Origin of the sequence: Phytoactinopolyspora mesophila, assembly GCF_010122465.1 — a bacterium.
Taxonomy (GTDB): Bacteria; Actinomycetota; Actinomycetes; order Jiangellales; family Jiangellaceae; genus Phytoactinopolyspora; species Phytoactinopolyspora mesophila.
Window position 1 is genome coordinate 169348 of record NZ_WLZY01000003.1, and the last position, 23175, is coordinate 192522.

Genomic DNA, 23175 nt, shown 5'->3' on the forward strand with positions numbered 1-23175 from the left:
GAAGGGCGGGATGGAAAAGTAGCAGATTGCTACCATCCGTTCCATGTTTGGTCACTCTATGTCACACTCCATGGATGGAGATCCTTTTTGCTCCGTCTGATCGTTCCAGTCTCGGTGTGGAATGGGAACTCCAACTGATTGACCTGAACACGCGGGAACTCACGCCCGGCGCCATCGAGATCCTGGCCGATATCTGCCCACCCGGCGCCCCCGAACACCCGAAGGCCAAACACGAGCTCTTCCAGTCCACCGTCGAGATCATCACCGGCGTGTGCAGCAATGTCGCCGAGGCTCGCGCCGACCTTGCCGAGACCATGCGGACTGTCACCCAAGCCGCCGAACGGCGTGGAATGGGGGTCATCTGTGCCGGCAGCCACCCGTTCACCAGCTGGGCGGACCAGAAGATCAGCCCGAAGCCGCGTTACCAGCAACTGGTCGAACAGCTGCAGTGGCTGGCCAGGAGGTTGCAGATATTCGGCGTGCATATCCATGTCGGCATCCGCTCACCCCACAAAGCCATTCCCATCGTCAATGCTCTCACGTTCTACATGCCGCATTTCCTGGCGCTCTCGGCGTCGTCGCCCTATTGGGAAGGACACGATACGGGGCTGGCATCGGCCCGTTCGAAAGTCTTCGAGGCACTGCCCACCGCGGGGCTTCCGTACCAGCTTTCCGGCTGGGACCAATTCGAGAGCTTTATGGAGACGCTGATCTCCGCCCAGACGGTCGAGTCGGTCCGCGAGGTGTGGTGGGACGTCCGCCCGCACCCGGACTTCGGCACCGTCGAGCTCAGGGTGTGCGACGGCCTACCCACATTCGACGAGATCGGCATCATCGCCGCACTGGCCCAGTGCCTGGTGCACAAACTCGATCACGAATTGGACCGCGGCTATACCCTGCCCAATCCGCGCAGCTGGGTGGTGCGTGAGAACAAGTGGCGGGCGGCCCGTTTCGGGCTCGACGCGGAGATCATCGCCGACGATCGCGGAATCACGTTGCCGCTGCGGACGGCAATTCTGGATTTGGCCGACGATCTCATGCCTATTGCGCGTAGACTCGGCTGCGCTGATGAACTCGCGCAGGTCGAGCATCTATTGCGCGTGGGCGCGAGTTATCAGCGCCAGCGTGCAATCGCGGAGGCCAACGGCGGAGACCTGACCAAGGTCGTCGACGGTCTCCTCTACGAGATGAAGACAGGACTACTGGTGCCAACGGATCGCCAGCTACCCGGCATCCCGCAGCCGAGGTCCGCCACGAGCGACGACCTCGAGCCCGACGCAGTAATCTGATCCGGCGAAGCGGAGTCAGAACAGCTGGCACCAGACATCATCCGCAAGCCCGGTCCGCCCAATGCGGGCGTGTCCCGGCGATGACATAACGAGGCGCAGAACGTGACCACCGATTGGCTCGCGAGCTGGGTTGATGCTCATCACGACGAACTCATCACCGTGCGGCGGCAGATCCACGCCCACCCCGAGCTCGCCTTCGACGAACATGCCACCACCGATCTACTGGTTCAGCGGCTGACCAAGGCCGGCCTGAAACCGCGAGTGCTTCCACGGGGCACCGGCCTAGTTGTCGACGTCGGAGACGGCCCACGCACCGCGGCCATCCGCGCCGATATCGACGCGCTGCCTTTACAAGATCCGAAAGACGTGCCGTACCGGTCGACAGTTGACGGCGTTTGCCATGCGTGCGGGCACGACGCCCACGCCACCATCGCTCTCGGCGCCGCCATGGCGCTGGCTGAGAGGTCCGATCTGCCAGGGCGGATCCGGATCATCTTCCAGCCGGCCGAAGAGAAGATGGGCGGTGCGCGGGAGGTGATCGCCGCCGGCGAGCTCGAAGGAGTGGAGCGGCTATTCGCGCTGCACTGCGACCCGCGGCTTCAGGTCGGCAAGATCGGGGTCAAACTCGGCCCCATCACTGCGGCCTGCGACCTCATCGAAGTCCGGGTCACCGGTCCGGGCGGGCACACGGCACGCCCACATCTGACCGTCGACGTCGTGGACACCCTGGCCCGTATCGCCGTGGACGCTCCGGCGCTGCTGGCGCGGCGTGCGGATGTGCGCGCCAGGCTGCTTCTCGCCTGGGGCACCATCCAGGCCGGCCACGCCCCCAACGCGATTCCCGGCGAGGGTGTCCTGAAAGGCACGGTGCGAGTGCTCGACCATGCCGCGTGGGCCGAGGCGGAGAAGAACTTCCGATCCATCGTCTCCGATGTCGCTGCCGCCTGCGGCGCCGGCGTCGAGATCCACTACGAACGCGGCGTTCCTCCGGTGGTCAACGACGACGCCTGCGTAGAGCTGATGCGCTCGGCCATCTCCGCCGAACTAGGCCCGGAGTCGGTCGCCCGTACCAACACGAGTATGGGCGGCGAAGACTTCGCCTGGTACGGCGAACACGTTCCCCTGGCGATGGCCCGGCTCGGCGTCCACCACGGTGACGTGATGCACGACATCCACCAGGGCAGCTTCGACATCGACGAGCGGGCGCTCGGCATCGGCGTGCGCGTTCTTACTCGCGCCGTCCTCGACGCCCTCCGCTGATCTCCCCCTCCGTTCCTCCCCTCCGTTCCTCCCCTCCGTTCCTCCCCTCCCCTCCGTCCCTCCCATCCGTCCCTCCCCTCCCCTCCGCCCCTCCCATCCGCCCCTCCCCTCCCCTCCCCTCCGTTCCTCCCCTCCCAAGCACCCACCCTCATCCCCGGTGATCGTCAGTGGGTTGTGGCTGTCCCCTGGCACCTTTTGCCCCACTTTGCCCCTGCGAGCAGCAGCCACAACCCACTGACGATCACCGGACAGAGGTGTATGCGCCTCGACGCTGGAGCTGAGATCCGCCCCGCCCGCCGACGGAGGCCGAGCTCCCGCGAGGTGGATCCCGCCCATGGTGCGGTCGGGCATCGGAAGGTGTCGTCCGGCCCCTGCTGCCGCCCACTGGAACAGAGATCCCCCGGCCTACCGCGGCACCGAGCGTCGGTCCTGCGGGATCCCTCCATGGTGTGGCGGGCATCGGCGAGGAACGAGCCGCTGGGCGAGGAGGGAACCCGCAGGACCGACGCTCGTCTAACGAAGCGAGCGGCCGGGGCGGATCTCCTTGATCCAGTACTTACGCGCCATGGCGTCGACGTCCTCCTGCGTCACGTTGCGCAGGTGCAGCACGTTGTCCGTGGTGCCCTGGACCCGGCCGTACGCCTGGAGTTCGAGCATGTGGAAACGCTCGGGCGGAAACCCGAGTACGACGTCGACGGTGAACGTACCGCGGCGGTCGAGCTCCTCACCCACACCGTCGGCGACCTTGCTCATCGCAGTGACCCCGATCCAGACCTGGTAGGCGAGGATGAGCACGATCAGCATGGCGAGCGTCCGCCCGCCGATGGTGCTCAGGACCTTACGCAGGATCCAGGTCAGCCGGGACACCGGGCTCATCTCCTGCCAGCAGATCGGTGAGATAGGTGACCGTGTGCCGGAATTCCTGGCTGTCCAGCACTGACCGCCAGGTCCGCGGCCGCTCGAGCGGAACGGTGACGATCTCCCTCACCTGACTCGGGCGGGCGCCGAGCACGACGACCTTGTCGGCCAGGAAGACAGCCTCGTCGACGTCGTGAGTAACGAAGAAGACCGTGGGCCGTTTCGTCTCGAAGATGCCGGTGAGCTCCTCCTGGAGTTTGCGGCGGGTCTGGGCGTCGACGCTGGCGAACGGCTCGTCCATCAGCATCACTTCGGGTTCGTTCGCCAGCACCCGGGCGACGCCGAGGCGTTGCTGCATGCCGCCGGAAAGCTCGTGCGGAAACTTGCGCTCGAACCCTTCCAACCCGACCAGCTCGAGATACTGCTGCGCGATGGGTTCACGTTCGTGCCGTGGGACTCCACGCATCCGCAGCCCGAAGAGGACGTTGCCCATGACGGTTTTCCAGGGGAACAGCGCAAAGCTCTGGAATACGACGCCGCGTTCGGGGGACGGGCCGTCAACCGGCTTGCCCGCGACATGCACCGTTCCGCTGGTCTGTTTGTCGAACCCCGCCACGATGTTGAGCACGGTGGTCTTGCCGCAGCCGCTGGGGCCGAGCACCGAGATGAACTCGCCCTGTTCAACGCTGAAAGTGACGTCGCCGACAGCTACGACGGATTCGCCGGTGTAGGAGTCGACGAACTCTTTGTGCAGGTTGTTGATTTCCAGTGTGCTCATCGAGCCACCTCCGCGGTGCGTACCATGCCCCAGCGTTCGACGGTGCTCCGCTCGAAAGGTGCGAGGACCAGCGCGTCGAGCGCAAACCACAGCACACCGAGCACAATCATACCGACGAACACGGGGGTCACCTCGCCAGCACGGCGAGCATCGAACATCATGAACCCGATACCACTGGTGCCGATGATGATCTCAGCGGCGATCAGTGCCCGCCAGCCGTATCCCAGGCCGGTCCGGATGCCGGTGGCCACGGCTGGCAGGGCTCCGGGCACGATCACATCGGTAAAGACCCGGAACCGGCCGGCGCCAAGGCTGCGGGCCGCCCGGACCACGTCTCGCGGCACCTGCTCCACGCCGGCGACGATGCTGATCATCAACGGGAAGACGATGGTGTAGACGATGACGAACGTGACCGCGGTGAGGCTGAATCCGAACCACACGATCACGATGGGCAGCCAGGCGATGTCGGCGATGGCCTGGAAGAAGAGCAGCAGAGGCCAGGTGAGCCTGCGCGCCCAGAACGACATCGCCACGATGAACCCTGCCGGGATTCCGATGAGCAGGCCGAACACCACACCGGTCCACAATCTGGTCATCGAGTCGGACAGGTAAGCCGGGAGGATTCCCTTGCGGATCATCTCCGAGAACTCGTCGATGACGGCATCCGGCCCGACGAAGAAAGCGGGCGGGAACACTTCCATCTCGGCTACGATCCACCAGAGCACCACCACCGGCACGAAAGGCCCTAGGGTGCGCACGAGCCGGTTCCGGCCGAGCCGGCCCATCCAGAGGCGAGTGTGGTGCACCCGCGGGCCCGTCTGCGTGTCCAGCATCTATGCCGTCACCGCCTTCATGCCCCAGCGCTCCACCGTTCGTCGTTCGAGCGGCGCGAGCAGAGCTCTGTCGGTGACCAGCCAGAGAACGCCGATGATGACCATGTTGGCGACGATGATGTCGGTGCGATAGAAGCGCTGCGCGAGAAAGATCGAGTACCCCAGCCCCGCTCCGGTCGCGATGATCTCGGCGGCGATCAGGCCACGCCAGCCGTAGCCGAGTCCCACCCGCAGGCCGGTCACGATGCTCGGCAACGCACCGGGCACCAGGACTTCGGTGAACATCCGAGCACGCGGGGTTCCCATGCTGCGCGCCGCTCGGAGCAATTGGGTAGGGATCTGCTGGACGCCGAGCATTGCGTTGTAAGTCAATGCGAAGAAGATCGCGTTCCAGACGATGAAGATGACCGCTCGTTCCCCCAGGCCCAGCCACAGCGTGGCCAGCGGGATCCAAGCGATACCCGCAAGCGCGACGGAGAACCGCAACAGCGGTGAGAAGAACGCCGCCGCCCAGCGGTTGGAACCGAGCAGGATGCCGAAAGGGATCGCGGTGATGACCGCGACAACGACACCGATGCCGATGCGCCGCAGGCTCGCTCCGAGGTGAGTGAACAGCTCACCTGTGTTCCACAGGTCGACGAACGCCGCGACAACATCCGTGACCTGCGGGAACGTTCGGCGCTCTACACCCGACACCTCCACGGCGATGAACCACACCGCGGCCAGGAGGACGAACGGGACGACGAACCAAAAGGCCGACGCCAGTCGCTGTTGTAAACGAGTACCCCGGCGACTGACGGCCGTCGATGACACCACCACGAGCCTTCAAACCTCCCGCCGGCAATTCTGGTCTCGAGGGCGCCATTGCCCAACCTGCTCGACCATGCAAGTAGCGCCCTGAGGAGGTCACGAGGTCCGGTGAAAGCCGGAGCCTCGTGACCTCAGATGCCGGGCTGAACCAGCCGGCTCAGCCTTCGGGGCAGGCGCTCTGAGCTTCGCCGCGCTCGAAGACATAGTCGGCCGAGATCTGCGCTTCTTCCGGGATCTCCGGCAGGTCGTCGAACAGCTCCGGGTGCTGTTCCATGACGTTGAGGATCGGCCCGGGAACGAAGTGGTCGTTGACGTCGTACGTGCCGTCGACAACCTCCATGTCGGCGAACACACCCATCATCGTGTCGAGTGCGAGGTAGTTGCAGGCCGAGAACCGGGGATCGAGCTGAATGATGTTGTACTCCATCGCCTCCTCGGCCACCTCGATCTCGGTACCCGGGACCCATCGGACGGTGACGTCGGCGGCATCATCCGGGTTCTCGCGCATCCAGTGATCGGCGGCCGCCCGGGCCGTCAGCAGCGCCTCGACCGTGTCCGGGTTCTCCTCCACATACTCACGCGTGGAGACGATGTAGCCGATGTAAGCGATGTAGCCACCGCCACGAACCACTTCGAAAGCGCCGTCGACAGAGTGCGTCGTCACGATCGGCCACGGGTCCCAGATCACAGCCGCGTCGAGACCATCGGTCTCCAGCGCGACCGGCATCTCAGGCGGCGGCGTGTTCTGGATGTCGACGTCGTCCGGCGAGAGGCCGGCTTCCTCGAGGACACCGAGTAGGTACAGATGGTTGATCGAACCGATCGAGACGCCGATACGCTTGCCGGCCAGCGTGGAGAGGTCATCGGGGTCGATGCCGGATTCGGAACTGGCCACCATCGCCATCGTCTCGTCGATGCCGAGCTGGCTCGAGCTACCCGAGTAGTTGCCCAGGTACACGAGGTCCATGCCCTCGAGCACGGCACCGATACTCGGCGTACCGACCTGGACGAAGTCGACCTCGCCGGCGTCGAGCGCGTTGAGCGCGTCGACACCCGTGGGGAACGGCTGCGCTAGTTCGACGTCAAGGTCGACGTCGTCATAGAAGCCGAGATCGAGTGCGATCGCCGCCCCCATCTGGTCAACGGCCGAGACATACCCCAGCGTCACCTCGGTCAGCTCGGCAAGATCGTCGAGGTCCGCGCCCTCATCCTCGTCCTCGTCGTCATCGCCATCTTCGTCGACTTCGCCTGCATCAGGACCCTGCGCCGCAGAATCGTCGCCATCGTCATCGGATCCGCAGGCAACCAGCAACGCAAGCGCCGCCCCACCAGCGAGAACCATCCGTAACCGCGAGGAACGGAACACGTACCCTCCCTTGTTCGCAAATGTCAGCCAGAGCATTTAGAACGTGCACAAATGTCTGAATTTTGACCAGAATCCATGACACTAGGAGCGCCTCCATGCCGTGTCAACCACCTGGCCAGCCCTTGAACCCCCTCCGCCTCGCCTCGCATTTCGCCCCCGCCGACAGCCCTAACCGTCGCGCCCACAGTCCAGCACACCAACATCAAGCAAGATCGCCCGGGTGCGGACAAAAGCCACGGCGGATCGGGCGTCCGGCCGATCGTCAACATACTTTCGGCTCGAAACACTAGCCATTCGGACCGCCTGAACGGTAGGTTTCTCTGCGGCACTCTTGCCGATGGCAAGCCGATTTGTCATAGTGTGTCCGGCAAAAGAGACCTCTCGCCGGAAGCTGGCGAGAACAAGGCCGGTGGACAACCAAGTCTGAGCTGGCGGGGGGCTCGATGCGAGGCATCGGGTGGAGTTGTGGCTGCACGGCCAGGCGGACGTTGGCTGATCGGGCTGGCCTACCAGCACCCGCTGGTGGGTCCACAACCAAGGGGCTACCAGTAGGGAACTGAATGTGGAGCACCTGCACCACTTCTTTCAGTACGGGCCGATAACCGCCGTTGTCGCCTATGTCATGGCGTGTGTGGGGGCGGGGCTCGGGCTGCGCTGTATCGTCCGGGCGTTCGCTACGACCGGCCTGGCCAAACAGCGCTGGCTGCTGATCGGCGCGCTCGCCATCGGGTCCGGTATCTGGACCATGCATCTCGTCGCCATCCTCGGCTTCGGCGTCGACGGCTCGCCGGTGCGGTATGACGTGTCGCTCACGCTGCTGAGTTTGGTGGTCGCCATCTTGCTCGTCGCGGCCGGAGTCTTTGCTCTCGGCTACAGCAGCTCACGTGTGCGCGGAGCAGTCCTGGGTGGCATCGGGACCGGCGCGGGCATCGTCGGCATGCACTACGTCGGCATGTCGGCGATGGAAATCCACGGCACCCTGAGCTACGAAATCCCCACCGTCGTCCTGTCCGCTGCCATCGCAGTGGGCGTCGCGATGGCAGCACTAGCCGTCGCCTTCCTGACCGACAGCTTCCGCGGCACGGTCCTCGCGGCCCTCCTGATGGGTGCTGCGGCCAGCGCAACCGAGTACGCCGGGATTGCCGCGTTACGGCTCGACATCACTCCGGGCACTTCGGTCCTCCCCGGAGCGAGCGCCGTCGAGTTCGTCTTCCCGTTCATCGTTGTGTTCGGTTCATTCCTGTTCCTCAGCTCGGCATTCGTCGCCCTGTCACCCATCAGGCACGAACCAGTTGCGGCCGCCACAGCTACGGCCGCGCCGAGCAGAGATTCCAATCTAGCGAGCTGATCGAGGCAAAAGACATGCGTGAACGCCAGGATGACGCGCGCGAGCGGCAAAACGGTAACGGTGAAGTGACCAGCGACGATCCACACACGGACACCGGGCCGGTCAACGTACACGAGGAGGACGACGACTCCGCACCCCGTTCCGGCCCACGGCACGCCTCCCGCCGAGCGGCGGCGGCCAGGAGTAGGGCAAGTAGTGGCCGCCGTCCCCGGTCCGTCCGCGCGAAGATCGTCACCGTCCTCATGGTGCCCGTGATGTCGCTGATGGCCCTATGGGGCTTCGCCACGGTCACCACCGCCCAGAACGTGTCTGAGCTTCAGCAGCTCAAAGAGGTCAACGACACCCTCCTCACCCCGATCAACGACTTCGTCGCCGCCGTGCAGAACGAGCGAGTGGCGGCTTCGGAGTACATGGCCGCACCTGACGCCGAACCGGATGCGCTCCTCGCCGCGGGGGAAGCCACCGACGCCGCTGTGGCCGCGCTACGGGATGGCATCGCCAACAGCAGCACCGACGCCGCCGGGCTCGACCCCCGGCTTCCTGGACGAATCGAAGGGCTCGTCGCCGCGGCCGACTCCCTCTCCGGCATCCGGGACCGCGTTGCCGAACAGAGCACCAGCTGGCTGGCCATGTTCGACGCCTACACGGCGACTGTCAGCGAAGCGTTCGGCGTCACGGGTGTGCTCACCCAGATGGATGCGCCGGGTGTGGAGTTCGACCCGCGCGTCGTACTAGAGCTCTCTATGGCGCGGGAGATGATCTCTCGCGAGGATGCCGTCATGAGCGCCGCGTACGCGGCCGAGGTGATGACACAGTCGCAGTATCTGACCTTGGTCGAGGCTGCCCAGGCCGGTCAGTCCATGCTCTGGACCGACATCGACGACCCGCGACCCTCGGCCGAAGCCGCGTACCGGGACGTCCTGACCAGCCGGTCCTATCAGTTCCTCCGTGATCTCGAGGCCGATCTGACCAGCGGGCGAGCCGGCTACACGATTGTCGGCGCGGTCCCGGCCGACGCATGGAGCGAGGCTGCCGGCTCGGTCCAGCAGGAACTTGCCGCGGGTGAAGCACGTGTGACCACCATCGCGGCTGAAGAGGCCAGTCTCTTCAGCTTCGACGTCCTCGGCACCACAGGTGTGGCCGTCGTGCTCGGTCTGATCGGTGTCATCCTCTCGTTGTTGATATCGGTGCTGATCGGCCGTGGCCTCGTCGTCGAACTTGCCGGCCTGCACAACTCCGCCATGGACCTGGCCCGCCGCAAACTCCCGGCGACCTTGCGCAAGCTGAACTCCGGCGAGAACGTCGACATCGACACAGAAGCTCCACAGGTTGCCCTGGGCGACGACGAAGTCAGCCAGGTGGCGGAGGCTCTCAACGCCGTTCACCGTTCCGCGGTGCAAGCCGCGATCGAGCGCTCCGATGTGCTCAAGGGCATCTCCGGCGTCTACGTGTACCTCGCGCGTCGGAGCCAGGTCCTGCTGCACCGGCAGCTCGCGCTGCTCGACAGCATGGAGCGCCGAATCGAGGACCCGGACCAGCTGGAAGACCTGTTCCGCCTCGACCACCTGACCACCCGCATGCGTCGCCAAGCCGAGAGTCTGATCATTCTCTCCGGGGTGCCGCCGGCCCGTCGCTGGCGGAACCCGGTCCCCATGATGGACGTCGTGCGTGGCGCCGTGGCCGAGGTCGAGGACTTCACCCGTGTCGAGGTCGCGAACATCCCGGACGTCCGGATCTCGGGCACCGCGGTCGCGGACTTGACCCATCTGATCGCCGAACTGGTGGAGAACGCGGTGGTCTTCTCGCCGCCCCACACCAAGGCTGTCGTCCGCGGCGAAGTAGTCGGCACCGGCCTAGCGCTCGAGGTCGAAGACCGTGGTCTCGGCATGAGCCAGCAGGCGATGGCCGATGCCAACCGCCGGATCCGGGATACCGACCAGGTGGACCTCCTCGAAGCCGACCAGCTCGGCCTATTCGTGGTCAACCGGCTGTCGCGCCGTCATAATGTTGAGGTGACGCTGCAGCGCTCGGCCTACGGAGGCGTCACTGCCATCGTTTTGATCCCGGACGCCCTGCTCGATCGGACCATGACGGAGCAGATACCGCCTCCAGAGCCGGCACCCGACCTGGAAAGGGCCCAGTTGACTGCTGTCGGATCGCTGTCCGCCGTCCCCGATCCGCGGTCGGGCCCGGCGACCGAACCCGGGTTGCAGGCCGTTCGCGAAACCGCCAAGGCTCTTACCGGACAGACGTCTCGCGAGGACGCGGCACCCCAGGACGCCGAGGTCGATGACCTCCCACGCAGGGTCCGTCGCGCCAGTCTCCGTCCAGAGCTCCGGAGCGATCCCCCGCCCCCGCCACCCAGCACGCCGTCGCCGAGCGAAAACCCGACCCGGACACCCGATCAGGCACGCGCCACCTTGTCTGCGCTGCGTAACGGGTGGCTCCGAGGGCAATCCGAGAAACAAGACGAGTCGCCGCAAGAGGGAGAGAACCGATGACCGAGCCCACCCACATGTCGGGCGAGCTCAACTGGCTGCTCGATGATCTAGTTGGTCGCGTAGCCCAGATCCGGCATGCAGTCGTGCTTTCGGGCGACGGCCTGCCGGTCGGCGCCTCGAATCAACTAAGCCGGGAAGACCGCGAACGCTTCGCCGCCATAGCCTCGGGATTCCACAGCCTCGCCAAAGGCACTGGGATGCATTTCGAGGCCGGAGGCGTTGTCCAGACCATGGTGGAGCTGGAGGGTGGCTTCCTTTTTGTCGTCGCCGCCGGCGACCGCTCCTGCCTGTCAGTGTTCAGTGAGGCCGACGCTGACATCGGTCTCATCGCCTACGAGATGGCGAGGCTGGTGAAACAAGTCCATGAGCACCTCTACGTACCGACCCGGCCAGATCAACTGGATCCCGCAGCCGCACCGAAGTGATGCGCGCCGATGAGTGACACAAGCCCACACTGGTACGACGACGACGCGGGGCCGATCGTCCGGCTGTTCGCAGTAACTGCGGGCCGGGCCAGGAGCACCACTGAGTCGTTCGATCTGATGGCAACTGTGCACGTGGCGTCGTCGGCACCATACGACCCCTCGCTCTCACCGGAACAGCAGCTCATCATGCGCATCTGCAGGCGGTATCCACAGACCATCACCGATGTCGCATCCGAATCGAACTTGCCGCTCGGTGTGGTGCGGGTTTTGCTCGGAGATCTCTTGAACTCCGGCCATGTCCAGATCACGCCACCAGCTCCGCACCGAATCCCTGACAGCAATATTCTCAAGGAAGTCATCGATGGCCTCCGTGCACTCTAAATCCGTTCCCGACGGCGTCCAGCCCCTCGTGGCCCTCAAGATCCTCGTCGCCGGGGGATTCGGCGTGGGTAAAACCACGCTGGTCGGCTCCGTCAGCGAGATCCGCGCCCTGCATACCGAGGAAGCACTCACTGGAGCAGGACAGGTCGTCGACAACACCAACGGCGTCGAACGCAAGACCACCACCACGGTCGCGATGGACTTCGGCAGGATCACCATCCGCGACGGATTGTGCCTCTACCTGTTCGGGACGCCAGGACAGGACCGCTTCTGGTTCATGTGGGACGAACTCGCCATGGGCGCTCTCGGAGCCGTGGTCCTCGCCGATACCCGCCGCCTCGAGGACTGCTTCCCGGCGGTCGACTACTTCGAGCACCGGGGGTTGCCGTTTGTCGTGGGTGTCAACCATTTCGAGGGTTCCCGTCATTACAACCCCGAGAAGGTGAGCAAAGCCCTGGACCTCGACGACAGGACTCCGGTGGTCATGTGCGACGCCCGCGACCGCGAGTCCGGCAAGAACGTCCTCATCAAGCTCGTCGAGCACGTGAGCGAGCTCCGAAACGCGAAGGCTGAACCTGAGCCTGCCACCTCGTCGAACGGACTGCCCCGACGCCCGGTCAAGCACTGACCAGGCGCCGGGCCAGCCCGGCTCAGCCCGGTGATCGAGATGTGGGAGTGGTCAGGCGTCTGACGTAGCCGGGTCGTGGGAGTGCTCAGGTCAGGAGGGTGATTCCGGGCAGCCGAGCTGCTCGGCACCTTCGACGTCCACCGGAAGCCGCCCGTGTGCCGTCTCGTTACCACGCAGCACGTCCACCAGGGCGGCAAATGCCTGGGGCGTCCTCCCATACAACGCGATCTTCGTCGGGGCCTCGCTTGCCCCCAGCGCGTACGGCGTGTCCAGCGCTACCACGACGTCCCCGCTCCCCGGATCGGTGCCGCCCAGCAACCGGACGACATCGCCCGAACCGACGCTGAGCCCGGCCTCCTCGGCCGCTGCCGTCAGCCTGGCCCGGTCCAATTCGGTGCCGCCCACCACCTCGATGGAATCGCTCACGTAGGGGCCCTCGCATTGGCCCGCCGCGATGGTCATACCGGCTAGCGAAGCGTCGTAGGACAGCTCGCCGTGCGAGCCGACAGCGTCCGGTCCGGGAGCTTCGTCGGCCTTCTGCTGGTGCAACATGAGCGCGACGCCGCGGGTGGCGGCCGCTGCCAGCCTGTCGGTGTCCAGCCGCCCGTCCGACACCGCCTCGACGATCGCGGCATGGGCTGCACGGACATCCGCGGGCATCAGGACGACGTCGATACCGGCCTCCAAGGCCCGCACGGCCGCCTCGGCCGGCCCGTAGGCCTCGGTGATCGCCCCCATGTCCATCGCGTCGGTGACGATGAGTCCGTCGAAGCCGAGTTCGTCTCGCAGAAGGCCGACCACGTCGCTGGACAACGACGACGGGGTACCGGGATCGACCGCTTCGACCTCGATATGCCCGACCATGACCACCGGAATCCCCGCCTCGACAGCCTCCCTGAACGGGATGAAATCCCGGTCCTGAAGTTCCTCGAGCGACGCGGTCTGCACCGGGAGCTCTTCGTGGCTGTCAGCAGGTACCGATCCGTGTCCCGGGAAGTGTTTGACGACCGGGACGATGCCGGCCCGGGAGTAACCTTCCAGCGACGCTGCCACCAGATCGGAGACCAGCTCTGGATTCGACGCTGCCGAGCGGCTGCCGATGGTGGGGTCGTCCGCGCCCGTGGTGACGTCGGCGTCAGGCGCGAAGACCATAGTGAAACCCATGGCGCGCAGCTCCTGGCCGCTGGCCCGGGCGACCTCCGTGGCGAGGTCGGCCGACCGAGCGGCACCGAAGGTCATGTAGGACGGGAATTCGGTGGCGGGTTCGCGAACTCTGGCAACCCGTCCACCTTCCTGATCAACACTGACGATCAGCGGATATCCGCGGTCGTCAGCGCTTTGCACTGCCTCGGCCGTCCGGCGCAGCTGGTCCGGGGACTCGACGTTGTCTCCCATGACGATGACGCCACCCAGACCCAACTCGGCGATCAGCTCGGTGGGAGGTTCCAAGCCGCTGTAGTTCGCGACGATCACCTGGCCGGCCTGCTGTTCGACGGACATCTCCGCGACGATCGATTCCGCTTCTTCGTATTCACTAGTGGTGGGGCCCCACGCCAGCGGCTCCGGAGCCTCTGGCGAAGGCGAAGCAGCGGTGGTCTCGTGGGCCGTAGGCGTGGAGGTGGACACAGGCGGGCTCTCCTTCGGCGTTGAATCATCGGACGCACACGCGGCGACCATCAGAGCTACGGCGGCGGTAATCGTCAGCAACCGGCTCATCCGAGGCAGTCTGCCACGCACGGCGACCAGATCGTTCGGTGGGAGCTGACGGCTCATACCAGCACCTCGGTGACCGGCAGCGAAGAATCGGTGCCGAAGTCGAGCGAACTCGGCGGTAGACCCCGTTCGACGACCGCTGCGCCCAGCGCCGCGATCATGGCGCCGTTGTCCGTGCACAACGACAGCCGAGGTTGTCTCAGCTCGATGCCGGCCGCGGCGCAGCGCTCGCGAGTGAGATCGCGAATACGCGCGTTCGCCGCTACCCCGCCGGCGAGCACCATCGTCCGCACATCGCGCTCCTTGCACGCTAGTACCGCCTTGTGGGTGAGCACGTCGGCCACAGCCTCCTGGAATGCCGCGGCGACATCGGCCACCGGCACCGTCACACCGTCACGCTCAGCTGTCTCGACCCACCGGGCCACTGCCGTCTTCAGCCCGGAGAAGGAGAAATCATAGCGGTGCCGGTTCATATCGCGCTGGCTGGTCAGGCCCCGCGGAAAGCGGATGGACGACGGGTCGCCGCCGGCAGCCGACTTCTGGATGTGCGGCCCGCCCGGATATGGCAGGCCGATGAGGCGGGCAACCTTGTCGAAGGCTTCTCCGGCGGCGTCGTCGAGGGTCTGCCCCAGCAGAGTCGCCGCCGTAGCGATGTCCGTGACCTCGAGGATCTCGGTGTGGCCACCGGATACCAGCAACGCCACTACCGGTTCTGTCAGCGGGCCGTTTTCGAGCTGCTCCGCCGCGACATGACCCACGAGATGGTTGACGCCGTACAGGGGCTTTCCAAGTGCGATGGCCAGCGCCTTGGCGGCAGACACGCCCACCATGAGGGCACCGGCCAGCCCGGGGCCCGCGGTCACGGCAATGGCGTCGACGTCGGCGAGGGTGACTCCGGCTTCGTCGAGCGCACGCTGCAGCGTGGGAGTCATCGCCTCCAGGTGTGCCCGGCTCGCAACCTCAGGCACCACACCCCCGAACCGGGCGTGCTCCTCGATGCTGCTCGCCACCGCGTTGGCGAGCAGCGTAGTGCCCCGGACCAGGCCGACGCCGGTCTCGTCGCAGGATGTCTCGATGCCCAGGATCAGGGGTTGTACGGCCACAAGAGTCGATTATCCACGGCAGCGTTGAGCCCTGCTCAGCGCCATCGCTCCGGTGATCGTGAGCTGATTTCAGCGCCGCCGTCCCCATTTCAGGAGCGATTCAGGTCGTCATGACGGCAGCGAGACGCTCACGATCACCGGGATAGCGAAAGACTCATCACCAAGCCGTCCCGGTTTCCCCCGAAATAGCCAGGGCGCACCCCGATCTGCTCGAACCCATGCCGGGTATAGAAGGCCAGCGCGGGTTCGTTGTCCACCCGCACCTCGATGGTGAGCGACGTCGCGCCGTGTGCACGAGCCTCTTCGGCCATCACTGCCAAGAGCTTGCTACCGATGCCCCGCCGCTGCTCGTCGGTAGCCACGGCGATGGTGTGGATGTCGGCCGGCTCTTTCCACATGGACGGCAGCCGCAGCCCGGCGTATCCGGCGATGCGCGTGTCCGGCCCGGTCCGTGGCAACGGACCTGGTTCGTCTGACCGCACGATCCGGCCGCCCGCTGGGCCCAGCTCATACTCCGCGACCACATACCATCGTGTCGCCGGCATCCCGGCCAGCTCAGATCGGAAGATCTGAGCCGACCAGGGCGGGTCACCCGCGAACAGCTCCTGCTCGAGCGGGAGCAACGCCTCGATGTCCGCCAGCCGCATCGGCCGGATCCGGACGGTCACGGCTGTTGCCGCCCCGCAAGCGATGAGGCGGTTCGGCTCAGCACGCTCTTACGCTTCGACGCCGGGGTGACATCTGGCCGGCGGAGATACAGCGGGCGTGGCTCGAGGATGTCGATCGATTTGCCGGCCACGGCCAAGGCGAGGTCGGCTGCGGAAGGGTACTCGGGCATCAGCGCAGCGGCGAAAGCTTCCGGATACAGCCTGGCACCCGCGCCGGCCGCGGGTAGGCCCGGGGAAATCTCACCGGCATCGGCGGCCGGTCCGACGTCCGGGCCGCTGATTCGCCGGCCCGAGGCGTCGTATCCGGCCCAGTAGACCTCGCGGCGGCGCGCGTCGGTGGCCACCATGAATGGGCCGTCGTCATGAAAACCTCCGGCCACCACGCCGTGGGCAACGACGTCCAGGCTGCAAACTCCGCGTACCGGAACGTCCAGCGCCGCGCCCAGTGTGAGCGCGGCGGCCAGCCCAACCCGCAGACCCGTGAATGGCCCTGGGCCGACGCCTACCGCGATCTCGGAGATCTCCCGGCGGTCCGCCTTCGCAGTGGCAAGGGCGGCGAAGATGGCGGGGACGAGCAATTCGGTATGCCGGCGGGCGTCGATGGTGGTCGACTCGGCGACGACACGGTCCCCGTTGTGTAGAGCGACCGTCACCGCGGGCGTCGCTGTGTCCAGGGCTAAGAGCAGCACGATTGTTAACTTTACGTGGTGCGCCTGGAATCGGGTGGCCAATGTCGCTCTGTTGGGCCCTGGATGGGCTGGTGCCGAGCTCGCCGTCCGACGTTTACGCAGTCCGGCAGCCCAGGGGCACGATTCCCGGAATGCCCGCCGCGGCGGGACTTAGAGGCCGCGCAGTATGGGAGTCGCCTGACAGCGAGGCCTCTAAGAAAGCACGACGATGCCCAGATGCCCGAGGATGACCGCGGCCTGGTTACCGGAGATGACGGCACCGGCGAGCCTGTGTGCGTCCTGCAGCGGAAACTCGCCGAGGTCAGCTCCGCGCAGGTCGGCACCGTCGAGCTCGGCTGCGCGGAGTTCGGCGCCGCGCAGCCGGGAGTCGATCCACATCGTGTCTCGCAGATCAGCCCCCGCGAGGACGGCGTCATCCAGCCGCAGGCCTTCCAGCGTCTGCCCACGGAGGCTGATCCCGGACAGCGTCGCGAGCATCAGGTTGCACCTGGAGAACTGGCACCCGAGACCCCGGGTGTCGTCAAAACGGATACCGATCATCCGGCAGCCGGTGAACTTCGTCCCAGCCACCATGGCACCGGCCCAGTTGGTGTTGGCGAGGTCGACGCCCTCGAACGTGGCGTCTGTCACATCGGCCCGTTTGAGCTGGGCTTTCGGCGCTGATCCGCCCTTCCACGTGGAGCCGTCGAGGTACGCGCCGACCAAGGTCGCGTTGTCGAACCGGCAGCCCTCGAAGGTGGCCCCGACCAGCCATGCTTTCGACAGGTCGGACTCAGTGAAGTCGCAGCGGCGGAACACCCGTGGGTGGTCGAGTTCGCCAGCTAGCTCGGCCCGCAGGTCACGCTCGCTCAAGTCGGTGTCGACGATCTCGGCGCCGCTGCTGAGCTGTTCCTCGACAGATGTCATTCGGGCCTCGACCACCGTTCAACCGCTTGGGCGCCATGTCGGATGTCGCCGTTTCTACCACGTCACACTGACAACGCCGCTCGCAGTTGGGCGTCGTCCCAGCGGATGCCGATTCCCGCAATACGAACGCGGCGCGGCTCGCCGGCGCCGTGGCCGGCATGCGCGGAGCGATCGATGTGTATCTCCAGGCGTTCACCGGCCAGGCCCTCCGCGAGCCCTTCGCCCCATTCGACGACGGTCACGGCTTCATCGAGGGTCGCTTCGAGGTCGATGTCCTCGAGTTCGTCCCAACCGCTGAGGCGGTAGGCGTCGACATGCACTAGAGGTGGGCCGTCCACCAGTGACGGATGCACCCGGGCGATGACGAACGTCGGCGATGTGATCGGCCCGCGTACTCCGAGCCCGTCGCCCAGCCCTTGGGTGAGGGTGGTCTTGCCGGCACCCAGCGCTCCCCCAAGCAGAACGAGATCGCCGGCCCGCAGAGACTTCGCCAGCCGGGTGCCCAAGCTGGCCATTTCGTCGGCGGACACCACGTCGAGTTCGATCATTTCCGTCTCCAGAGCGCAAGCACGCTGGCCCGGGACCGCCGGGAAGGACGCGGCCCGCGGCGAACTTGTTCGATCAGGGTATCCAGGTAGTCGGTGACCAGCCCGGCGCGTTCCAGCAAAACCATGTGCCCCGAGTCAGCGACTTCGACGTACTCAGCCAACGGGAGCCCTTCCGCGATGTCACGGCTGTGCCGCAGCGGCGTCAAATGGTCGTTCTCCGCGGCGATCACCAGACCGGGTATACCCGCGAGGACCGGGAGCGCGGCGTGCGCGTCGATCCCCCAAACCACCGGCAGGAACTCGGCGAGGACGTCCACCGGCGTCGAGGCATTCATCTGGGCGGTGAACTCCACGAGAGCCGGCGATGCGCCCCGGGAGAACGAGTAGCGGCGGGTGATGACGTAGCCGAGGTCGCTACCCGCGCGCCGGCCTCGCTCGATCAGCTCCGGCCGGCGTGCCAAGGCGGCCACGAGACCCGGCGCCGAGCGAGTAGCCAGCCGCCCGAACGGCGTGGGCAGGCCGAAAGTCGATGCGTTGAGACCTTCGGCGCTGGTGGCGATGAGCGCCACGCCGCGGACACGATCCTCGAAGAGCTCCGGACGCTCCAGTGCCAGCGCCAGAATGGTCATCCCGCCCATCGAGTGCCCGACCAAGACCACGGGCCCCCGTGGTGTGGTGGCGTCCAGAACCGCGCTCAAGTCGGCAGCGAGCCGTTCCCGGACGATCTTCTGCCGAGGTTCCGCACGGATCGTGTCGCGATCGACCACCACCTCGTCGCCGTCGTCGTCGGCCGCACCTCCCGAACGGCCGTGCCTGCGCTGATCCCAGAAGACCAGGCGGGTACGGCCGCGCAGATCCCGGCGCTGGAAATGCCACGAATCCTGGGTCAGCGCGTATCCGTGACTGAAAACAACGGTGACGTCGGCCGGCCCGTCCGGTTCGTCCACCTCGACGTACAGCGGGGCGCCGTCGTCGGCGACGACGATCTGTGATTTGCCGCGGAGCGACCCGAACGGCTCGTCGGCATAGGGATCATCCTTGCGCAGCGACCGGCCCATCACGTAACGCTCCGCGGCGAAACCCACCGCCGCGCCTGCCGTCGCGACGCCAAGCAGCGCTCCGACCGCTCCGGCGGTCTTGCCGGCGGTGACGAGCTTGCTCAAAGTGCCGCCTCGCGATCGATGTACGTCCGTGGCAGCCGCGGCGCGAAGCGGGTGACTATCTCGTACGAGATAGTGCGGCAGGCCTGCGCCCAGTCTTGCGCCGTCGGCTCACCCGAGGTGCCGTCGCCGAAGAGCACGACCTCGTCCCCTGCCTGCAGATGATCGTCCCCGGCATCGACGACGAACTGATCCATACACACCCGCCCGGCGACCCGCCGGATCTTGCCACCGATGAGGACTGGTCCGCCCGGTCCGCCGTCGCCGCTGGATCCGTGCCGGGGCACGCCGTCGGCATATCCGAGTGGCACGAGCGCCAGGTTGGTCTCGCGATCAGTCACATGGAAATGGCCGTAGGACACACCCTGGCCCGCGGTTACCCGCTTGACCAGGGCCAGCCTCGCTCGCACCGACATTGCGGGCCGCAGGCCGACATCACCCGGCGAGACCACGTCCGCAAGCGGCGACAGTCCGTAGACGGCGAGTCCGGTCCGGACCAGGTCGAAATGCGTGTGCGGAGACATCAAGGTCGCCGCGGAGTTGGCCAGGTGGCGGACCTCCGGGCGCACCCCGCGGGCTTCGGCCAGCGCGACGGCCGACCGGAACGTCTCGACCTGCGCCACATTGGCGGGGTGCTCGGGCGCGTCGGCGATCGCGAAGTGCGACCACAGCCCCACGACGTTGACCAGGCCTTCCGCTTGTGCTTTCAACGCGACGTCGACCAGCCCCGGCCAGTCGGCTTCGGTCGAGCCAGAGCGGCCCAGACCGGTGTCGATCTTCAGATGCAGCCTGGCGATCCGGCCGGTCTCCCGGGCGGCGTCGGCGATCTCGGCAACAACCCAGGGGGCCGCGGCGGAGACATCGACGTCAGCAGCCAGCGCATCGGTCCACCGCTCTCCCGGCGCACAGAGCCAGGCCATCAGCCTGCCTTCTATACCCGCGGCGCGCAGCGCCAAAGCCTCCGCCAGCACGGCTGTGCCCAGCCACGTTGCTCCGCCAACTTGCGCGGCCCGGGCAGCCGGTACCAGACCATGCCCATAACCGTCCGCCTTGACAACGGCCATCAGCTCTGCCGAGCCGGCACGCACGCGCAGCTCTGCGGCGTTGTCCCGGATCGCCGAGAGGTCGACGAGAACCTGTGCGTGCGGCACGGCGCCGCGAACGTGATCGCCCACAGCGCAGATTCTCGCAGACGCCGCGTGGCGTGCGTCGGCTGGTGATGCGTGCGCGCGCGTTCTTCCCCGCCCTTCCCGGTGATCGACAGTACGTTGCGGCTGTTAAACAGCGACCACATCCCACTGACGATCACCGTAAAACAGCCGCAACGTACTGTCGATCACCGGGAAGGGGCGTGCGCTATCGCGCCGAGTGGAGCGCGGCGAGGACCGCGGGAAGCGCGTCGAGTACCGCACTGGCGCTGGGCAGACCCGAACCTTCGGCCGCGGCTTGCCCGGCCAGGCCGTGAATGTAAGCAGCCGCACTACCGGCGTCGAAGGGCTCCATACCCGTGGCCAGCAGCGCACCGGCCAGCCCCGACAACACGTCACCGGATCCGGCCGTGGCCAGCGCAGGGGTGCCGGTCGGGTTGACGCGGATCCGGCCGTCGGGGGCCGCCACCAGCGTGGTGGACCCTTTGAGCAGAACTGTTGCGTTCCAGCGCCGTGCGGCGGCCTGAACGTAGCGCAGCCTGTGGGCCTCGACATCACCACGATCGGCGTCCATCATCCTGGCCAGCTCCCCCGCATGCGGGGTGAGAAGTGCCCGCCCGTCGAGGGTCTCCGGCAGGTGACGCAACCCGTCCGCATCGACCAGAACCGGCAGCCCGGTGTCCAGCACCGCGGCGACCTCCGCGGCGCGGCCGTCGCCCAGCCCGGAGCCGACGGCCCACGCTTGCACCCGGCCCGTGTCCGCCACGTCAGCACTGGTCACTACTTCGGGCCAACGGTTCAATACCTGTGTCGCGACCTCATCCGGGCCGACGAATCTGACCATGCCGGCACCACCCTCGGCAGCACCGCCGGCGGCCAGTACAGCCGCTCCTCTGAACTGCGCCGAGCCGGCGAGCAGGCCCAGCACTCCACGGCGGTATTTGTCCGAGTTCCGCTCGGGCGCGGGAAGCATCTCGGCAACGTCGACCGGCTCGAGCATCCCGGCCACGGGCTCGGGCAGGTACGGCGCCAGCCCGATGTCGACGAACTCGACGTGCCCAGCTACCTGTGCCGCAGGGTCGGCCAAAATCGCGAGCTTGTGCGTGCCGAACGTCACCGTGACATCAGCCCGCACGTGGGGGCCGGTCAGCTCCGCGGTGTCCGGCTCGACACCACTGGGCAGGTCGACGGCGACGACGAGGCCGGCCTCGGCAGCAGCGGCGTCGGCGAGCCGTGCCGCGTCGTCACGTAACCCACCCCGTCCGCCGATCCCCAGCATGCCGTCGAGGACGAGGTCGGCTCGCGCGATCGCCCGTTGTGTTTCCGGCGTCAACGGTACGTCGGCGGACGACACGACCCGTCCGCCAGCTCGTCGGAAGGCGGCCAGGCCGGCCGGATGCACCCGATCGTGGCGAAGCAGCACCGCGTCCACACTCGCGCCGCGGTGCGCCAGCCGGGCACCCGCCCACAACGCGTCGCCGCCATTGTCACCGCCGCCGACCAGCAGAACCACCCGGGAACCGTACGGGCCGCCCAATACCCTCGCGCAAACGGCGGCCAGCCCGGCGGCCGCCCGTTGCATCAGAGCGCTCTCCGGAAGCGTCGCCATCAGTGCCGCTTCGGCCGCACGGATCTCATCGACGGGGTGCGCGCCGATCATCTGGTGGTCCCTTCGACGCTGCGCTCGTCGTCGGGCGGGCGCGTTTCCCGGAGGCCGGTGGCGGCTCCGGGCCGATGGCCCATCGGGTCGATTCCCGTCCCGTCCCCCTCCAGGACCACCATGGCGGACGCGACGCCGGCATCGTGAGACAGCGACAAGTGCACCTTGACGACGCCGAGAACGGCGCATCGGCGTTCGACCGTGCCCCGTACGCTGAACCAGGGCCGTCCGGCGTCGTCGCGGACTACTTCGGCGTCATGCCACTGCAGGCCGACCGGTGCGCCGAGCGCCTTGGCCAGCGCCTCTTTGGCCGCGAATCGAGCCGCTTGCGAAGGAATGGACCGTTTACGCTCGTCCGGGGTGAAGACGCGTTCGGCCAGCGCTGGGGTGCGCTCCAGCGTCTCCGCGAACCGGCCGATGTCCACGACATCGATGCCCACACCAACGATCACGGGCACCAGCCTAAGCGGTTGAGCTTGAAACAGCCGCCGCCCTTGCCCGGTGTTGGGGTAGAGCACGCCCGGCCTCGGCTTCCGCGGCAGCCGACTACACTCGACGGCCGTGGTGACCTCCGCACTGGCCGTCGCCCACATCGGCCTGCTGGCGGTGTGGCTGGGATCGATGCTCTACAGCCTGCTGATCGTGCAACCACGCGCGGCCCGGTTCTTCGCGGCCGACGACGACACCCTGGAAGAGTTCCTCACGGTGCTCGGCTCGGGCAACCGGCGGCCCGTCGTCGGGATCGTCGTCGCACTCTTCGCCACCGGTGGGGCATTGGCAGCTGTCGAGACGAACACCGCGTCCGAGGTGCTCTTCGCTGTGGAGGGCATGCTCCTGGCGGTGGCTGCCTTCGTCTTCGCCCGGGTTTCGTGGCGGCTGTGGCCGCGGCGGGTGTTCGCGCTGCCGGAGGAACGCGGCGGCCACCGCGCCGCCTTGCACCGGCACGCGCTGCTCATGGTCGGGTTGGTTGGCGCCGCGTTCGTCGTCGCCGTCGTCGCGGTCACACTGCCGGGCTGAGAACCCACCCAGCCAGACCCGTGTTGATCATGGGCACGTGGCGCCTATTGGAGCTCCAGTAGGCGCCACGTGCCCATGATCAACTT

The 23175-nt window shown here is 66.8% G+C and carries 22 protein-coding genes and 1 pseudogene; 8 read left to right on the top strand and 15 right to left on the bottom strand.

Annotation, left to right across the window (positions count from 1 at the left end; all coding sequences use genetic code 11):
- Positions 1-74: 74 nt before the first annotated feature.
- Positions 75-1289, top strand: a complete 1215-nt coding sequence (locus F7O44_RS10575) for a glutamate--cysteine ligase (RefSeq protein ID WP_162450218.1) — start codon at positions 75-77, stop codon at positions 1287-1289.
- Positions 1290-1391: 102 nt separating this feature from the next.
- Positions 1392-2549, top strand: coding sequence for an amidohydrolase (locus tag F7O44_RS10580; protein WP_162450219.1), 1158 nt, complete (start codon positions 1392-1394; stop codon positions 2547-2549).
- A gap of 513 nt (positions 2550-3062) precedes the next feature.
- On the opposite strand, the gene F7O44_RS10585 is transcribed toward F7O44_RS10580, so the two are convergent.
- From F7O44_RS10585 to F7O44_RS10605, 5 genes are all read right to left on the bottom strand, one after another.
- On the bottom strand, positions 3063-3416 hold the full coding sequence (locus F7O44_RS10585) for a hypothetical protein (protein WP_222851250.1): 354 nt from the start codon (positions 3414-3416) through the stop codon (positions 3063-3065).
- Positions 3388-4185, bottom strand: a complete 798-nt coding sequence (locus tag F7O44_RS10590) for an ABC transporter ATP-binding protein (RefSeq protein ID WP_162450221.1) — start codon at positions 4183-4185, stop codon at positions 3388-3390. Before F7O44_RS10590 ends, F7O44_RS10585 begins: the two co-directional genes overlap by 29 nt.
- Positions 4182-5018 carry an ABC transporter permease gene (locus F7O44_RS10595; protein WP_222851251.1) on the bottom strand — a complete coding sequence of 279 codons (837 nt, stop codon included), beginning with the start codon at positions 5016-5018 and terminating at the stop codon, positions 4182-4184. The genes F7O44_RS10590 and F7O44_RS10595 overlap by 4 nt, the downstream gene beginning before the upstream one ends.
- On the bottom strand, positions 5019-5831 hold the full coding sequence (locus F7O44_RS30240; protein WP_222851252.1) for an ABC transporter permease: 813 nt from the start codon (positions 5829-5831) through the stop codon (positions 5019-5021).
- A gap of 154 nt (positions 5832-5985) precedes the next feature.
- Positions 5986-7194 (bottom strand): ABC transporter substrate-binding protein, encoded by a 1209-nt coding sequence (locus F7O44_RS10605; protein ID WP_222851253.1) that lies wholly within the window; start codon positions 7192-7194, stop codon positions 5986-5988.
- A 562-nt stretch (positions 7195-7756) separates the two neighbouring features.
- On the opposite strand from F7O44_RS10605, the gene F7O44_RS10610 reads away from it, so the two are divergent.
- Genes F7O44_RS10610 through F7O44_RS10630 form a run of 5 tightly spaced genes read left to right on the top strand, consistent with a single transcriptional unit; the run spans position 7757 to position 12477 of the window.
- Complete coding sequence (locus tag F7O44_RS10610) at positions 7757-8542, top strand: MHYT domain-containing protein (RefSeq protein ID WP_222851254.1); 786 nt, start codon at positions 7757-7759, stop codon at positions 8540-8542.
- A 14-nt stretch (positions 8543-8556) separates the two neighbouring features.
- Complete coding sequence (locus F7O44_RS10615; RefSeq protein WP_162450223.1) at positions 8557-11043, top strand: sensor histidine kinase; 2487 nt, start codon at positions 8557-8559, stop codon at positions 11041-11043.
- Positions 11040-11468 carry a roadblock/LC7 domain-containing protein gene (locus F7O44_RS10620; RefSeq protein ID WP_162450224.1) on the top strand — a complete coding sequence of 143 codons (429 nt, stop codon included), beginning with the start codon at positions 11040-11042 and terminating at the stop codon, positions 11466-11468. The genes F7O44_RS10615 and F7O44_RS10620 overlap by 4 nt, the downstream gene beginning before the upstream one ends.
- Positions 11469-11477: 9 nt before the next feature.
- Entirely contained in the window at positions 11478-11849 is a 372-nt protein-coding gene (locus F7O44_RS10625; RefSeq protein ID WP_162450225.1) for a DUF742 domain-containing protein, read from the top strand.
- Positions 11830-12477: a GTP-binding protein gene (locus tag F7O44_RS10630; RefSeq protein WP_162450226.1), complete on the top strand. Its 648-nt coding sequence runs from the start codon at positions 11830-11832 to the stop codon at positions 12475-12477. The genes F7O44_RS10625 and F7O44_RS10630 overlap by 20 nt, the downstream gene beginning before the upstream one ends.
- 90 nt (positions 12478-12567) lie before the next feature.
- Here F7O44_RS10630 and F7O44_RS10635 read toward each other — a convergent pair whose 3' ends face one another.
- The 10 genes and pseudogenes from F7O44_RS10635 to F7O44_RS31740 form a co-directional block, all read right to left on the bottom strand.
- Positions 12568-14250: a glycoside hydrolase family 3 protein gene (locus F7O44_RS10635; RefSeq protein WP_222851255.1), complete on the bottom strand. Its 1683-nt coding sequence runs from the start codon at positions 14248-14250 to the stop codon at positions 12568-12570.
- Complete coding sequence (tsaD, locus tag F7O44_RS10640; RefSeq protein ID WP_162450227.1) at positions 14247-15293, bottom strand: tRNA (adenosine(37)-N6)-threonylcarbamoyltransferase complex transferase subunit TsaD; 1047 nt, start codon at positions 15291-15293, stop codon at positions 14247-14249. The genes F7O44_RS10635 and tsaD overlap by 4 nt, the downstream gene beginning before the upstream one ends.
- A 134-nt stretch (positions 15294-15427) precedes the next feature.
- Positions 15428-15961, bottom strand: a complete 534-nt coding sequence (locus F7O44_RS10645; protein WP_222851256.1) for a GNAT family N-acetyltransferase — start codon at positions 15959-15961, stop codon at positions 15428-15430.
- Positions 15958-16650 carry a tRNA (adenosine(37)-N6)-threonylcarbamoyltransferase complex dimerization subunit type 1 TsaB gene (gene tsaB, locus F7O44_RS10650; protein ID WP_162450228.1) on the bottom strand — a complete coding sequence of 231 codons (693 nt, stop codon included), beginning with the start codon at positions 16648-16650 and terminating at the stop codon, positions 15958-15960. Before tsaB ends, F7O44_RS10645 begins: the two co-directional genes overlap by 4 nt.
- Before the next feature lie 192 nt (positions 16651-16842).
- Positions 16843-17556 (bottom strand): pentapeptide repeat-containing protein, encoded by a 714-nt coding sequence (locus F7O44_RS10655; RefSeq protein WP_162450229.1) that lies wholly within the window; start codon positions 17554-17556, stop codon positions 16843-16845.
- Between the two features lie 62 nt (positions 17557-17618).
- Positions 17619-18104, bottom strand: a complete 486-nt coding sequence (tsaE, locus tag F7O44_RS10660; protein WP_162450230.1) for a tRNA (adenosine(37)-N6)-threonylcarbamoyltransferase complex ATPase subunit type 1 TsaE — start codon at positions 18102-18104, stop codon at positions 17619-17621.
- Positions 18101-19267: an alpha/beta fold hydrolase gene (locus F7O44_RS10665; RefSeq protein ID WP_222851257.1), complete on the bottom strand. Its 1167-nt coding sequence runs from the start codon at positions 19265-19267 to the stop codon at positions 18101-18103. The genes tsaE and F7O44_RS10665 overlap by 4 nt, the downstream gene beginning before the upstream one ends.
- Positions 19264-20439, bottom strand: a complete 1176-nt coding sequence (gene alr / locus F7O44_RS10670; RefSeq protein ID WP_162450231.1) for an alanine racemase — start codon at positions 20437-20439, stop codon at positions 19264-19266. Before alr ends, F7O44_RS10665 begins: the two co-directional genes overlap by 4 nt.
- 181 nt (positions 20440-20620) lie before the next feature.
- Entirely contained in the window at positions 20621-22072 is a 1452-nt protein-coding gene (locus tag F7O44_RS10675) for an NAD(P)H-hydrate dehydratase (protein ID WP_174255901.1), read from the bottom strand.
- Between the two features lie 104 nt (positions 22073-22176).
- Positions 22177-22524, bottom strand: a pseudogene (locus F7O44_RS31740) (holo-ACP synthase); the annotation flags it as partial.
- A gap of 109 nt (positions 22525-22633) precedes the next feature.
- On the opposite strand from F7O44_RS31740, the gene F7O44_RS10685 reads away from it, so the two are divergent.
- Positions 22634-23089 carry a hypothetical protein gene (locus F7O44_RS10685; RefSeq protein ID WP_162450233.1) on the top strand — a complete coding sequence of 152 codons (456 nt, stop codon included), beginning with the start codon at positions 22634-22636 and terminating at the stop codon, positions 23087-23089.
- The last annotated feature ends 86 nt before the right edge of the window (positions 23090-23175 follow it).

Bases quoted from the DNA above. Each gene is read 5' to 3' on its own strand.
- F7O44_RS10595 (WP_222851251.1), bottom strand. From the start codon at position 5,018: ATGCTGGACACGCAGACGGGCCCGCGGGTGCACCACACTCGCCTCTGG.
- F7O44_RS10630 (WP_162450226.1), top strand. From the start codon at position 11,830: ATGGCCTCCGTGCACTCTAAATCCGTTCCCGACGGCGTCCAGCCCCTC.
- F7O44_RS10635 (WP_222851255.1), bottom strand. From the start codon at position 14,250: ATGAGCCGTCAGCTCCCACCGAACGATCTGGTCGCCGTGCGTGGCAGA.
- F7O44_RS10655 (WP_162450229.1), bottom strand. From the start codon at position 17,556: ATGACATCTGTCGAGGAACAGCTCAGCAGCGGCGCCGAGATCGTCGAC.
- F7O44_RS10575 (WP_162450218.1), top strand. From the start codon at position 75: ATGGAGATCCTTTTTGCTCCGTCTGATCGTTCCAGTCTCGGTGTGGAA.
- F7O44_RS10615 (WP_162450223.1), top strand. From the start codon at position 8,557: ATGCGTGAACGCCAGGATGACGCGCGCGAGCGGCAAAACGGTAACGGT.
- F7O44_RS10625 (WP_162450225.1), top strand. From the start codon at position 11,478: ATGAGTGACACAAGCCCACACTGGTACGACGACGACGCGGGGCCGATC.
- F7O44_RS10620 (WP_162450224.1), top strand. From the start codon at position 11,040: ATGACCGAGCCCACCCACATGTCGGGCGAGCTCAACTGGCTGCTCGAT.
- tsaE (WP_162450230.1), bottom strand. From the start codon at position 18,104: ATGATCGAACTCGACGTGGTGTCCGCCGACGAAATGGCCAGCTTGGGC.
- F7O44_RS10675 (WP_174255901.1), bottom strand. From the start codon at position 22,072: ATGATCGGCGCGCACCCCGTCGATGAGATCCGTGCGGCCGAAGCGGCA.
- F7O44_RS10590 (WP_162450221.1), bottom strand. From the start codon at position 4,185: ATGAGCACACTGGAAATCAACAACCTGCACAAAGAGTTCGTCGACTCC.